Origin of the sequence: Clostridium sp. YIM B02500 (assembly GCF_022324665.1) — a bacterium.
Classification (GTDB): domain Bacteria; phylum Bacillota; class Clostridia; order Clostridiales; family Clostridiaceae; genus Clostridium; species Clostridium beijerinckii.
On sequence record NZ_JAKGTE010000023.1, the window covers coordinates 41,890 to 55,482 of the forward strand.

Below are 13,593 nucleotides of genomic sequence, written 5' to 3' on the forward strand. Positions count from 1 at the left end.
ATCAAATTATAATAAACTTAACATAAAAGGGGAATACCGAAGCGATGGAAGAAAAGTATTTAGGGGAAATATATAAATCATTTTTAAGTAATATACCTTGGCCGATTTGGATTGAAGGAATTGACACGACAATAATATTTTTTAATAAGTATTATGAAAATATGTATAATGTGAAGCTGGAAGATGTTAAAGGCAAGACAAATAAAGAGGCTTTTCCTTTAGAGAAAGCAAAAATATATGATGAGCAAATAAATGAGTGCCTAAGGAAAAGGAAGACTTATGTTGTAGAAGGTATAGTAAATGACAACTGTGTTGAGTGTTTTATATTTCCCATACTAGATAATGATGGAGAGCCTAAAGCCGTAGCTGGTATTATAATTGATATAAATGATAGAAAATTAAGAGAAGCAGAAATAGAAAAACAAAAAAACATATTAAGAACAATAATTGATGCAGTGCCAGAATCTATTTTTTATAAAGATAAGGAAAGTAGATTTCTTGGATTTAATAAGAAGTTTGAAGATTTTTATAAAAAGAGAGGCGTAGAAGAAATAATAGGCAAAACTGATTTGGAGATATATGGAAATTACAGTGAAGCTAAAAAATTCATTGAACAAGATAATAAAATCATGGTAACAAAAAAAGCTACTTATTTTGAGCATAGGATACAAAATGAGAATGGTAGAGAAATAGTTGAAGAGAATGTTAAAATACCTGTTGTAGATAAAGATGGACAAGTATGGGGATTGGTAGGGTTATCTAGAGATATAACGGAAAGAAAGATCTTAGAAGAAAGATTACGATATTTAAGTGAAATAGATATTCTCACAGGCTTATATAATAGATATAGTTTTGAAGAAAAGATTAAAGAACTAAACCATGAGGAATATTTGCCATTAGGAATAATAATGGGAGATGTAAATGGGCTTAAAATAGTAAATGATACTTTAGGACATCTAGAAGGAGATAATTTACTTAGAAGTATAGCTGGAGTTCTTAAAGAGATATGTCATCCTAATGGATATGTATTTAGGTGGGGCGGAGATGAATTCATAATTCTTATACCTAATTGTGATGAATCAAAATGTGAAAAAGTTATTAGAAAAATCACAAAAAAATGCGAACAAGCAGATTATAAATTTATGCAATTAAGCATTGCATTAGGTGAGGGAATAAAATATTCATTACAGGAAGATATATATGATTGTATAAACAAGGTAGAAGAAAAAGTATATCGACAAAAATTATTAGAAAAAAAAAGTATTAGAAGCTCAATTATGGATTCATTGAAAAAAAGTCTAGAAGAGAAAAATATGGAAACCAATGAACATACTGAAAGAGTAACAAAATATGCTTTAGAAATAGGAAAAAAATTGAGGTTAAAAATTTCAGAGCTAGACGAGTTAGCATTAGTTGCAAGTTTACATGATATAGGTAAAATAGGTGTTAATGAAGATATATTATTAAAGCCAGGAAAGTTGACCAAAGAAGAGTTTGAAATAATGAAGACTCATACAGAAAAAGGATACAGAATTATAAATGCATCCAGCGAGCTTGGAAATGTTGCTAAATGTGTATTAACACATCATGAGAAATGGGATGGAAATGGGTATCCTTTAGGATTAGTTGGAGAAGAAATTCCGTTAATGGCGAGAATAATTAATGTAGCGGATTCTTATGATGTTATGACTAATGACAGAGTGTATAAGAAGGCTATAGGTAAAGAAGAAGCTATAAAAGAGTTGAAAAGGTGCTCAGGGACTCAATTTGATCCCCAAATAGTAAAATGTTTTACTGATTATTTAAAAAAATAAGATTCTACATTAAGTATAATTACCTATGATTGGATAATGTTAATTTTACCAAAAATAATAAATGAGATTTAATTAAGTAAAAAGCTTTTAGAATATAAGAATGAAATATGATTTAGAGGATATTTAGAGAAAAATATATCCTCTGAGTCATATTCTTTTATTTTTTGCGAATCAAAACTTTATAAAAATACAAGTGTGATGTAGGTTAAAAATAATGACATTTTAATATTTATTAATAAGAGAAAAGATTTAAATTTTGAGTTATTGGGAAATAATTACTAATATATTTATTTAAGTGTATAATGCTTATCTTTAAGCTGATTATACTAAATATTAAAATGCTGATATATATTACAAAAATAATTCTTCATGATAATTCTAAAAATATTGCGAGAATTTTAGACGTAATGGTGAATTGTGAATTGAAACATATATAGTTTTATAGAAGTATTTAAAATAGATGTATTAAATGCTACTAAGCTTATATTAAATCTAGGAGGGAACAATGTGGATAATAGAGCTAAAAAAGAAGATATAGATGACTTATTTATTAAATTAGGAAAACATTTCATAACAGAAAGAGTTATAGGAAAACCCGTTATTTTAGAAGAAGTAATTCTTATACCTATTATAAGTGTTATGGTTAGTTGCGGAATAGGGGGAGAAAAATGTGATGGTTTTAAAGAAATGAAAGGTGTAGACATTGGCGAATGTATAGGGGTAAGTGCATCTGTAGATGCAATTTTAATAATTAGAGATGGTGAAACTACTATAATGAAACTAAGGGGACTAAATGATATAGATGATATACTTAGATGTATTCCTGACAGAGTTGGGAAATTTAATATTAATAAAGAAAATATACAAGGAAGAGATAAATTTTAGTTCATAAATAGGTATCGTATAGAACTAATTGATGAAATGCTATAAAGTATATTACATAAATATTTATTTAACTTAGAGGTTGGGAGGAAATAAAATGTATAATAAGATAATTGAATCAACTAAGTATATTAGAAGTAAGGTAAACAGAATGCCTAAAATTGCCATAATATTAGTGTCAGGTCTAGTGATTTATGCAGATGGGTATCAGAAATTATAAAAGAAATTTGATTATGGATTATGATACTAGCGCAGTCTAATTAACTGATTCATTTTTATATTTTTCGTTATAGAAATAAAACAGTCTAATTTATGTATGTTATGCAAATTGGACTGTTATTCGTGTTAGAAATTATATATATATTCGACTAATAACTCTACATTTAAAAATCTAGTAATCAAAGCACTTGATTAAAGAGGCAATATAGAAACTTAATTGAAAATTGCATATTATAAGAAATAAAAGAATATAATTAAAAAATATTATAGCTAATTATGTATAAAAAATAAAAACATTATGGTTATATTTAATATATTTAAGGTATAATGGAAGAATAATAATGAAAATAGGAGAATGCTTATGTTAATTAAAGAGAAGGGTTTATCGCGTTTATCGAAGAATAAATATTCCTTTAAGTATGAAAATATTAAAATATGCTTAATATATGCAGCAATAGGATTGATATGGATTTTTGTATCGGATGCTATTATTGATTTAATTACGAATGGACAAGATAATGTGTTAAAAATTAGCATATATAAAGGTGTTCTGTTTATAATAGTTACTACAAGTATTCTTTATGTATTGACAAATAAGTTTTTAAAAAAAATATGTAATACAGAGCAACAACTTAGAAATAGTTATAAGGAGCTAGAAATATATGTTAAACAATTGAGTGATTATGAGGATGAATTGAAAATTCAGTATGAGCAAATACGAAAAGACGAGATACAGATAAAGGAAATTGAAGAGAAAAGTAGAGCAATTATTAAAGCTATACCAGATATTTTATTTACTTTTGACTCTAATGGTGTTTTTATAGATACTGAAGCTAAGGATGAGAATATATTGATGTTACCTAAAGAAGAGTTTATTGGTAAGACAATATCAGAAGTGATGCCGGAAGAGATTGCTGATTTAGCTTGTGAGAATTTGAGATTAGTTCTAGAAACGGGTAAGTTACATACTTTTGAGTATAAACTATTAGGTAACTATTGTGAAATTAGGATGGTTAAGTGTGGAGAAGATCATGTTTTAGCTGCATTAAGAGATATGACTGTTAAAAAAGAACTAGAAGAGAGATTAGAATACTTATGCTACAATGATCAATTAACAGGGCTATATAATAGAAGATATTATGAGGAGGAGCTAAAACGTTTAGACGTTAAAGAGAATTATCCTTTAACTATTGTTCTGGGTGATGTAAATGGGCTAAAGTTGATTAATGATTCGTTTGGACATGTTGTGGGGGATGAACTGATTAAAAAATCGGCACAGATAATAAAAAACGGATGCAGATCCCATGATGTTGTTATCAGATTGGGTGGAGATGAGTTTGTCATTTTATTACCGAAAACAGATACTTATGAGGCAGAGAAGATCGTTGAAAATATTAATAATCTAGCTAAAAAAGAAAAAATACAAGGTTTGGATATATCTATTTCATTCGGTTATGAAACTAAATGTCATGAAGATGAAATGATTCAAGAAATATTTATAAAAGCAGAAGATTATATGTATAAGAGAAAGCTTTTTGAAAGTTCAAATATGAGAGGTAAAACTATTGATACAATAATAAACACTCTTAATGAGAAAAATAAAAGGGAAGAGCAACATTCTGTGAGAGTTGCTAATCTGTGTGAACTTATGGGAAAGAATATTGGCGTACCTAAAAGGAAAATCCAAGAATTAAAAAATGCCGGATTACTACATGATATAGGCAAAATAGCAATAGAGGAAAATATTCTTAATAAGCCAGGGAGACTTACAGAGGATGAGTATAATGAAATCAAACGTCATCCAGAAATAGGGTATAGGATATTAAGTACAGTAAATGAAATGTCAGAAATTGCAAAGTATGTACTTTCTCATCATGAAATGTGGAATGGAGAAGGATATCCAAAAGGCATTAAAGATATAGATATACCTTTTGAATCTAGAATTATATCTATTGTGGATGCATATGATGCTATGACTAGTGAACGTCCTTATAGAAAAGCATTATCAGAAGAATTTGCTATAGAGGAATTAAAAAGAAATTCGGGAATTCAATTTGATCCTGAATTAGTAAATGTATTTATTGAAAAGGTATTGAATAAATAACAAAAAAAATAAGCCCTGTAAGAAATATGTAAACCGAATTCAATAAATTGAGATAATAATAATCAAATTATAATATATAGTATAATCATTTAATAGGCTGTCGATAAAATCGACAGCTATTAATTTTGGAATAGTATTTTCACTGATATATTTAAATTTATAAAATTATTTTTTTATTCCAGTGTATATAAAAATAGCATCTCTTAAAAAAGCGGCCAGGCCAGGTTGATCCTTATCATAATAGGCAGTAAATCGTTCATCATCAACATACATTTGGGCAAGACCTGCATGGGCTTCCTTTGAGTACTCGCTCCAAGAATAAACTAGCCATTGGCGGTGTAAATCAGCAGCTTTTTGTGCAAGCTCGCTTGAAGGATCATTAGTTTTAAAAGCATCCTTTAGTGTATCCATAAGTTTAATACCTAACTTTTCGAATTCTTCATATCGTTCTTTACTCATACTTTGAAATTTCTTATTTGATTTATTTACAATATTATCACTATATTTAGAACGTATTTCATTACCATATTTCTTTTCATTTTCATCTATCATCTTTTGTTTAAAGCCTTCAAATTTTTCTTTATCACTCATTATAATTCTCCCTTCTGATGAAGCTAGCGTTTTATCCACATTAGCTATTAATATATCTAGTTGTTTGCGTTTTGCAAGAAGATTTTCGCGATGCTCTTTGAGTGCATTGGTATTATTGAAATCTGGTGATAACAACATACTTTTTATACTTTCAAGATCTACTCCTAATTCCTTATAAAATAATATTTGCTGTAACCTATCTATTTCTTTTTGGCTATAAATCCGATATCCAGATGAATTGATTCTTGCCGGCTTAAGAATCCCTATCTCATCGTAATATCTAAGTGTTCTTGTGCTGATACCAGCCAGTTTACTTAGTTTTTGCACTGTATATTCCATGTGATTGCCTCCTTACAAGATTAATTTACACCTTTACGTAGCGTTAATGTCAATAGTATTATTTGTAATTGTTTTAATAAAAAATAATATTGTACAAATTAATTTTTGGAATTTAGTGAAAAATACAAAAAATAAGTGCAAAAATGGGTAAATTATGTTAAAATTTTAATAAGAATTATTAGTTGATTACAAATATCAACAAAGGGGGAGAATAGTATGAGATGGTTTAATAATTTGAAAATAAAATATAAATTACAGCTTAGCTTTTTTATAATATCTATATTTATTGCCGTAGTTGGAGTTATAGGAATACTTAGTGTAAGTAAAATAAATTCTAATTCTAATGCGTTATATGAAAAAGATTTTCAAGTGCTAAAAAATCTACAAGATTTTAACTCAAATACATTACATTCTAGATTAGAAATTTTGAATTTATTAAATAGTAAAGATTCTAGTAAAGTTAGCCAAACAATAAGTAATATAGATGGTTATAGAGATGAAAACAATGAGATCCTTAAAATATATGAACAATCAGACATAAATGAAGATGAAAATAAAATATATAAAGAGATAAAAAGTGATTTAACAGATTATAGAAATTCATCTGATAAAATAATAAGTCTAGCAAGTGATGGAAAGTACGACGAAGCTATGAGTTTTAGCAAAGAAAGTGCAAACATAAGAGAGAAGTTAACTAATAATATTGATAAATTAGTTAAAATTACTGAACAAAAAGCATCAGATAAAAGTTCTTCAAATAATAATGTCAATAATAAATCTTTTTATATAATGGTAACAACAATTATTTTAGGTTTTATTACTGCAGTTCTATTAGGCGTTATAATTGCTACAATCATATCAAATAATTTAAAAAAAGTATTATTATATGCACAGCACTTAGAAGAAGGAGATTTAACTCAGGAAATAGAGATAAGCTCTAAGGATGAAATTGGAAGTATGGCAAGAGCCTTAAATAAAGCTAATGAAAACATAAGAAGGTTAATAGGGGTAATAATAGATGGATCCAATGATATAAGTTCATCAGGAGAAGAACTATCGGCTACAACACATGATGTTTCTTCTAAGATGAATGATATAAATGAATCAATTGAACAAATATCTAAAGGAGCCCAAGATCTGAGTGCTATAACAGAAGAAGTAAGTGCATCAGCAGAAGAAATTGGAGCGACAACAAATGAACTTGCTAATAGAGCAAATGATGCGGCTGTTTCAGTAGGGGAAATAAAAAATCGCTCTCTTGAAATAAAGAGAAAAGCTTCAGAAAATATAGAACAAGGAAACATTATTTATGAGGAAAAGAAAGAAAATATTATAAAAGCCATCGAAGATGGTAAAGTAGTAAATGAGGTGAAATTGATGGCTAATGCTATAGGGGACATAGCATCACAAACTAATTTACTTGCACTTAATGCAGCAATTGAAGCAGCAAGAGCTGGTGAAAACGGAAAAGGATTTGCTGTGGTTGCAGACGAGGTAAGAAAACTTGCAGAACAATCATCAGAGGCAGTTTCAAGTATACAAGGTATGGTTTTACAGGTGCAGGCTGCATTCGAAAATTTATCTCAGAGTGTAGAAGATATACTTAACTATATAGCTCAAAATGTAAAGCCAAGCTATGAATTACTTATGAATACTGGTATTCAATATGAAAAAGACGCTGAATTTGTTAATGAAATGACTGAAGAATTTGCATCTTCATCTAATCAGATAAATGAAGTTATAGAACAAATAAATCAAGCTATGCAAACTGTATCTGCGACAGCAGAAGAGTCAGGTGCAGGTTCAGAAGAAGTACTGAATAGTATTAATGAAATAACATTAGCTGTTAGTGATATTGCAAAATCTTCGCAAAGTCAAGCCGAACTATCTCAAAAGCTTAATGATATTGTGTTAAAATTTAAGATATAATCAGATTTTGATTCTAATATATAATTTAGAATATATTTTGTACTATATCAAAATGATAGTTTTAGGCTATTATGTGAGAAATACATTTTACAACATATATTCTTTCTTTATTAAATTAATGTATAAGTTTAAAATAAAGTTATAAGAAGAATTTGACAATAAATATTCTTTGCATTAAAATATTTTCTAGAAAAAATAACAGGAGGTAATATCATGATAAAAGAAAATGGTAACATATCAATTGACACAGAAAACATATTTCCTATTATTAAAAAATGGCTATACTCTGATAAAGATATATTTATCAGAGAAGTTATAAGTAATGCATGCGATGCAATTAGTAAATTTCAAAGATTAGTTTCCCTAGGAGAAGCAACAATAAACGGAGACGAGCAATACAAAGTTGTTGTATCAATAAATAAGGAAAAGAAGACTCTTAAATTCATAGACAATGGTATTGGTATGACAGAGGAAGAGGTTAAGAAATATATAAATCAGGTTGCATTTTCTGGAGCAACAGATTTTATGGAAAAGTATAAAGATAAAATGGATGAAGGTAAAGATATAATTGGCCATTTTGGATTAGGATTTTATTCAACCTTCATGGTGTCTAATAAGGTAGAAATAGATACACTGTCATTTAGAGAAGGCGCTGAAGCTGTTAAGTGGGAATGTACAGGTGGAACAGAATATGAAATTGGATCTTCTAGCGAAAGAACAACAAGGGGTACAACAGTAACACTATATATAGATGATGAAAGCTCAGAATTCTTGGAAGAATATAAGGTAAGAGAAATAATCAAGAAATACTGTTCTTTCTTACCTACAGAAATATATTTAGAAGATGAAAATAAGCCAAAAGAAGAACCTAAATATGAAACAAAGAAGAAAGAAGATGGAACTGAATATCAAGAATTAGTAGAACCAGAAGTACCAAAGCCATTAAACGATACAAATCCATTATGGGTTAAAGCACCTAAGGATTGTACAGATGAGGAATATAAGGATTTCTATAGAAAAGTATTCATGGACTTTAATGAACCATTGTTCTGGATTCATTTAAATGTAGATTATCCATTTAATTTAAAAGGAATATTATATTTCCCTAAATTAACTCATGAATTTGAAGCAACAGAAGGTCAAGTTAAGTTATATAATAACCAAGTCTTTGTTGCAGATAACATTAAAGAAGTAATACCTGAATTCTTATTATTATTAAAGGGTACTATTGATTGCCCAGATCTACCTTTAAATGTATCGAGAAGTTTCCTTCAAAATGATAAGGAAGTTTCAAAAATATCTAATCATATAGTTAAAAAGGTAGCAGATAAATTAGTTGATTTGTTTAAAAATAGCAGGGAAGAATTTAATAAATTCTGGCCAGATATACAAATATTTATTAAATACGGCTGCTTAAGAGATCCAAAATTCTATGATAAGATAAAGGAAATAATAATATTTAAGAATTTAAAGGGTGAATTCCTAACATTAAAGGACTATCTTGAAGCTAATAAAGAAAAGCATGAAAACAAAGTATTTTATGCTAATGATGAAAAACAACAATCTCAATATATAAAGATGTTTAAAGAGAATGATTTAGATGCTGTTATATTAGATTGTTCACTAGATGATCATTTTATTTCGTTCTTGGAAATGCATGAATCAGGAATTAAATTCAATAGAATTGATTCTGATATTTCAGATACATTAGGAAGTAAAGAAGATGAAAATGATGAGACTATAAAAGTTTTAAATAAGGAAATAGAGGATCTATTTAAGACTGCACTAGGAGACAAAATTAAGAATTTGTCTATTGAAGGATTGAAGAATGAAGAAACTCCAGCGCTTATTTTAGTTTCAGAAGAGTCAAGAAGAATGGCTCAAATGAGTAAGATGTATGCAAAATCAGGAATGAGCTTCCCAGGTATGTTCGATGAAGAAAAAACTTTAGTTATAAACAATAAGAGTGCAATAATTAAGAAGCTTCTAGAAGTTTCTAAGAATGAAAGCAAAAAGGAAGATGTTAAATTTATCTGTGAGCATATTTTAGATTTAGCTAAAATTGCAAATAAGGAATTAGATGCAGCTGAAATGGATGAATTTATAAAGAGAAATAATATGCTTTTAAATAAAGTAGTTGCTCTTTAATATAGTATTAATAAAGTTCCAAGTTTAAGTACTTGGAACTTTATTTTTCTTTGGGAAATTATTAATGAAGTTAAATCCGCGGATAACTTTTGAAAGTATTAGAAATACATAGTCTACGAAACAGATTTTTATATGAAATTTAGTATAATTTTAACAGTAAAGGTTAAATTTGAAATGAAATTTTAAGTATGATAAAATATTCTAATGTAGTTTTCACATACATTTGCTTAAATGAAGGGATATTTATATATGAAAAATGAAATTTTTAGACCTAAACTATTATATAGAAAGCGCATTAATAAGTTATTGCAAGAAATTTTTCGAATACCTATATATTTTATATCAGCATCTATGGGCTACGGAAAATCCATTGCAGTTAGAAATTTTATAGAGAAGAATAAACGAGTGCAAACAATTTGGCTTGATATAACAAACGATGAAATTGATGATATGTGGATATGGAAAAAATTTTGTGATTTAATTAAAAATATCAATTTTAAGTTAGGTGAAATATTATATGCCTACGGGGTTCCTAATAATAATAAAGATGTTTATAAGATAATAGATATAATTAGAAATGAGATAAGGCAAGAAACCATCATTATTATTGATGACTGGGATGATGAAAAAATAGTTTATATTAATCATTTAATAAAAGCTATAATATTGGAAGATATAAGTAATTTACACATAGTTATAATAAGTAGAAAAAAGCCGGCAAATGAGTATATAGAATTTGAGCTAAAGCAAAAATGTATGATAATGCGTCAGGAGGATATTGCATTCACCTTTGATGAAACGATAGAGTTCTTTAAGATTAATGGAATAATATTGACGGAAGCAGAAGAAAAAGAACTATACGAATATACTGGTGGATGGACTTCAGCTATGTATCTTGCGTTAATTCAATATTACAGTCAAAATACATTTGATGATATACCAAAAGCAACAGAGTTAATTAAAATAGCTGTATATGATAAGTTTGATGAAGTTACCAAGCAGATTTTATTAAAACTCGCATTTGTTGAGAATTTCACGATCGAACAGGCTATGTATATTACGGAAGATGAAAGATCAAAGGAGGTAATTAGAAGAGTATGTTCCAATAATTGCTTTATAAGATACGACAAGAAGGAAAAAATATATAGACTACATTCAATCCTTAAAAATGCATTAGAAGAAGAATTAGCATTATCAAATGTAGATTTAATGGAAGTAAATAACATTTGTGGTGATTGGTATGCTAAAAATTTTAATGACATATATGCAATGGAATACTATTATAAGGCTAAGAATTACGAACGTATACTAGATTTAATAGAGCGAAATTATACAATAGATCTTACTAATTTATATAAAGAAATTATAAAACCAGTTTTTAATGAGCTTACTATCAGTGAGAAGATAAAAAGGCCTATAGCTTATTTAACTTATTTATTTTTTTATATTCTTTACGGAAATAGAATAGCTGGTGCTAAGTTATTGTATGAGGCTAAGGCTATCTATATAGAAGATAAAAATCTTAAAGATAAAAATCAAATACTAGGTGAAATTGCATTTTTGGAGAGCATATTAGTCTTTTATAATGTTAGGAGAATGATAGAGTGCCATAAAAAGGCCTACGAGCTCTTTAAAGGAGGGGGGTCGAGAATAGCAAATAATAAAATGCCGGCAACTTTTGGATCACCTCATTTTTTATACTTATTTCACAGAAAAGTAGGCAATTTGAAAGAGTTAGTGGAATTTTTTCAACAAGGAATAAATTATTTTATTCATATATCAAATGGTGGAGCAGCAGGTGCAAATTATCTCATGATGGCTGAATATTTTTATGAAACAGGAGATTCTAAAAATGGAGAATTGTTTGCATATAAGGCATTTCATAAAGCTAAAACAAAAAAACAGACAAGCATAATAATTTGTTCATTATTTCTGTTAACAAGGATTTGTGTGAATAAAAATTATAAAAATGAGGTTAAAAATAATTTCTATAATCTGATTAAAGAGTATGAAAATCTTAATATTCCAATCTTTCTTAACGGTTCACAGATAGCTATAGGATATATTGATGGAATTACTGGTAATTTAGAAAATTTAAATAAGTGGATTAAAAATATAGAAAACCATGAATTAAAAAATATTATGCCTGTTATAGGAATGAACCATGTTATAACAGGTTTAGCGATGATACTTAAGGGGAGTTACATAGAGTTAGAAATCCAAGTAGAAATTATGTTGGAAGTTTATACGGGTAAAAAAAGCATATTTGGAATAGTATATGCATACATATTTGATTCAATCGCAAAGTACAAGCTATATGGAAAAGAAATCGCTAAAAAGTCACTGCTAAAAGCCATTGAGCTAGCAGAAAAAGACCACATTGTAATGTGTTTTGTTGAATTAGCCCCACATATATTGCCATTACTCGAATCTATTAAAAATGAAAGTGCGTATGTAAAATGTTTAATCCCAAAGTGCAAAGAATATAATCAGATATATCTAAAAAGATATTGCAATTTAGAAAAAATAGAGTTGACTCCAAGGGAAATTGAGATAATGAAGTTGGTATATCATGGATATAAGCAATCTGAGATTTCAGATAAACTAAATATTGCTTTAGTTACTGTAAAAAAACATATTGCATCTGTTTATTGCAAGTTAAATGTGAGAAACAAAACAATAGCAATTAATCAATTGAAAGAAAAAGGGATAATATAAAATGCTACAAATTAAATCAAAATTATACTTTAGTATAATACACAAATCATTTATATGTAGGTATAATCATCTCATGAGATATTAATAATACTTTAAAACTGAATAAAGTTATAAAAGCCAGCAATTTTTAATATTTAATTTATTGAGTGTTGGCTATTTTTATTATAGATTGCTAATTGAAGGATGGGGGAAAAGAGAGATGATCACAGATTTTGGTAAGATAGCAAGGGAACTTTTTAATTTGGTTGGATCAGAAGAAAATATTTTGTGTGTAGAAAATTGCATGACTAGATTAAGATTGAGATTAAAGGACACTAAAAAAGTGGATGTTGGAATTTTAAAAAAGATAGAAAGTGTACGTGGCATTGTAGAGACGAGGGAACAATTTCAAATTATTATTGATGGTACTGCTGCAAGAATATTAATTAGTGAGTTTATTAATATATATAAGACAAGAAAGTAATATTGTGGTAGCAGTTTGAAGATCTAGTGATTTAAATAAAAAAATATGGAACAACCTCTAGCTAAGAACTTTTGACAGTTTATTTATTATTTCTATTTATAATTTTATATAAACAGAAATATAAATAAAAAGAGGGCCAGCAAATCTTTTATACTTTAGTATATTATGATATAATAGCTAAGGATATATTTAAAATGGAGGATTTTGTAATGAAACATATAAAAACTATAAACAAAACAAACATTAAAAATAGTTTATGTAAGCCAGGATGCAAAGAATGTGCAAATTCATGTCAATCAGCTTGTAAGACATCTTGCACAGTTGCAAACTTAGAATGTGAAAACTAATAATCTTCAAGCAGTAACTATATAGTTACTGCTTACTTT

10 protein-coding genes are annotated in these 13,593 nt (G+C 27.9%); 9 read left to right on the forward strand and 1 reads right to left on the reverse strand.

The features are described 5' to 3' along the window. The first annotated feature begins 44 nt into the window (after window positions 1-44). The 4 genes from L1S46_RS17770 (at window position 45) to L1S46_RS17780 (ending at window position 5,019) form a co-directional block, all read left to right on the forward strand. Window positions 45-1,814, forward strand: a complete 1,770-nt coding sequence (locus L1S46_RS17770; protein WP_238900594.1) for an HD domain-containing phosphohydrolase — start codon at window positions 45-47, stop codon at window positions 1,812-1,814. A gap of 507 nt (window positions 1,815-2,321) precedes the next feature. Further along, the gene (locus L1S46_RS17775; protein ID WP_238900595.1) at window positions 2,322-2,699 is read left to right on the forward strand and encodes a spore germination protein GerW family protein; all 378 of its coding nucleotides are present in this window, start codon (window positions 2,322-2,324) and stop codon (window positions 2,697-2,699) included. Window positions 2,700-2,793: 94 nt separating this feature from the next. Further along, a complete protein-coding gene (locus tag L1S46_RS26385; RefSeq protein ID WP_275297312.1) occupies window positions 2,794-2,916 on the forward strand; it encodes a hypothetical protein in 123 nt (40 codons plus the stop codon). Window positions 2,917-3,270: 354 nt separating this feature from the next. After that, complete coding sequence (locus tag L1S46_RS17780; protein ID WP_238900596.1) at window positions 3,271-5,019, forward strand: HD domain-containing phosphohydrolase; 1,749 nt, start codon at window positions 3,271-3,273, stop codon at window positions 5,017-5,019. A gap of 165 nt (window positions 5,020-5,184) precedes the next feature. Here L1S46_RS17780 and L1S46_RS17785 read toward each other — a convergent pair whose 3' ends face one another. Further along, window positions 5,185-5,949: a MerR family transcriptional regulator gene (locus L1S46_RS17785; RefSeq protein WP_238900597.1), complete on the reverse strand. Its 765-nt coding sequence runs from the start codon at window positions 5,947-5,949 to the stop codon at window positions 5,185-5,187. A gap of 216 nt (window positions 5,950-6,165) precedes the next feature. Here L1S46_RS17785 and L1S46_RS17790 point away from each other — a divergent pair, with 216 nt between their 5' ends. From L1S46_RS17790 to scfA, 5 genes are all read left to right on the forward strand, one after another. Beyond that, window positions 6,166-7,878 carry a methyl-accepting chemotaxis protein gene (locus L1S46_RS17790; RefSeq protein ID WP_238900598.1) on the forward strand — a complete coding sequence of 571 codons (1,713 nt, stop codon included), beginning with the start codon at window positions 6,166-6,168 and terminating at the stop codon, window positions 7,876-7,878. Between the two features lie 213 nt (window positions 7,879-8,091). After that, window positions 8,092-10,026 carry a molecular chaperone HtpG gene (gene htpG / locus L1S46_RS17795; RefSeq protein WP_238900599.1) on the forward strand — a complete coding sequence of 645 codons (1,935 nt, stop codon included), beginning with the start codon at window positions 8,092-8,094 and terminating at the stop codon, window positions 10,024-10,026. 249 nt (window positions 10,027-10,275) lie between these two features. Then, a complete protein-coding gene (locus tag L1S46_RS17800; protein ID WP_238900600.1) occupies window positions 10,276-12,744 on the forward strand; it encodes a LuxR C-terminal-related transcriptional regulator in 2,469 nt (822 codons plus the stop codon). Between the two features lie 199 nt (window positions 12,745-12,943). Further along, window positions 12,944-13,207: a PTS transporter subunit EIIB gene (locus tag L1S46_RS17805; RefSeq protein WP_012060315.1), complete on the forward strand. Its 264-nt coding sequence runs from the start codon at window positions 12,944-12,946 to the stop codon at window positions 13,205-13,207. 209 nt (window positions 13,208-13,416) lie between these two features. Then, complete coding sequence (gene scfA, locus L1S46_RS17810; protein ID WP_003371542.1) at window positions 13,417-13,554, forward strand: six-cysteine ranthipeptide SCIFF; 138 nt, start codon at window positions 13,417-13,419, stop codon at window positions 13,552-13,554. Window positions 13,555-13,593 lie beyond the last annotated feature (39 nt).

Bases quoted from the DNA above. Each gene is read 5' to 3' on its own strand.
- L1S46_RS17770 (WP_238900594.1), top strand. From the start codon at position 45: ATGGAAGAAAAGTATTTAGGGGAAATATATAAATCATTTTTAAGTAAT.
- L1S46_RS26385 (WP_275297312.1), top strand. From the start codon at position 2,794: ATGTATAATAAGATAATTGAATCAACTAAGTATATTAGAAGTAAGGTA.
- L1S46_RS17780 (WP_238900596.1), top strand. From the start codon at position 3,271: ATGCTTATGTTAATTAAAGAGAAGGGTTTATCGCGTTTATCGAAGAAT.
- L1S46_RS17785 (WP_238900597.1), bottom strand. From the start codon at position 5,949: ATGGAATATACAGTGCAAAAACTAAGTAAACTGGCTGGTATCAGCACA.
- L1S46_RS17790 (WP_238900598.1), top strand. From the start codon at position 6,166: ATGAGATGGTTTAATAATTTGAAAATAAAATATAAATTACAGCTTAGC.
- htpG (WP_238900599.1), top strand. From the start codon at position 8,092: ATGATAAAAGAAAATGGTAACATATCAATTGACACAGAAAACATATTT.
- L1S46_RS17800 (WP_238900600.1), top strand. From the start codon at position 10,276: ATGAAAAATGAAATTTTTAGACCTAAACTATTATATAGAAAGCGCATT.
- L1S46_RS17805 (WP_012060315.1), top strand. From the start codon at position 12,944: ATGATCACAGATTTTGGTAAGATAGCAAGGGAACTTTTTAATTTGGTT.
- scfA (WP_003371542.1), top strand. From the start codon at position 13,417: ATGAAACATATAAAAACTATAAACAAAACAAACATTAAAAATAGTTTA.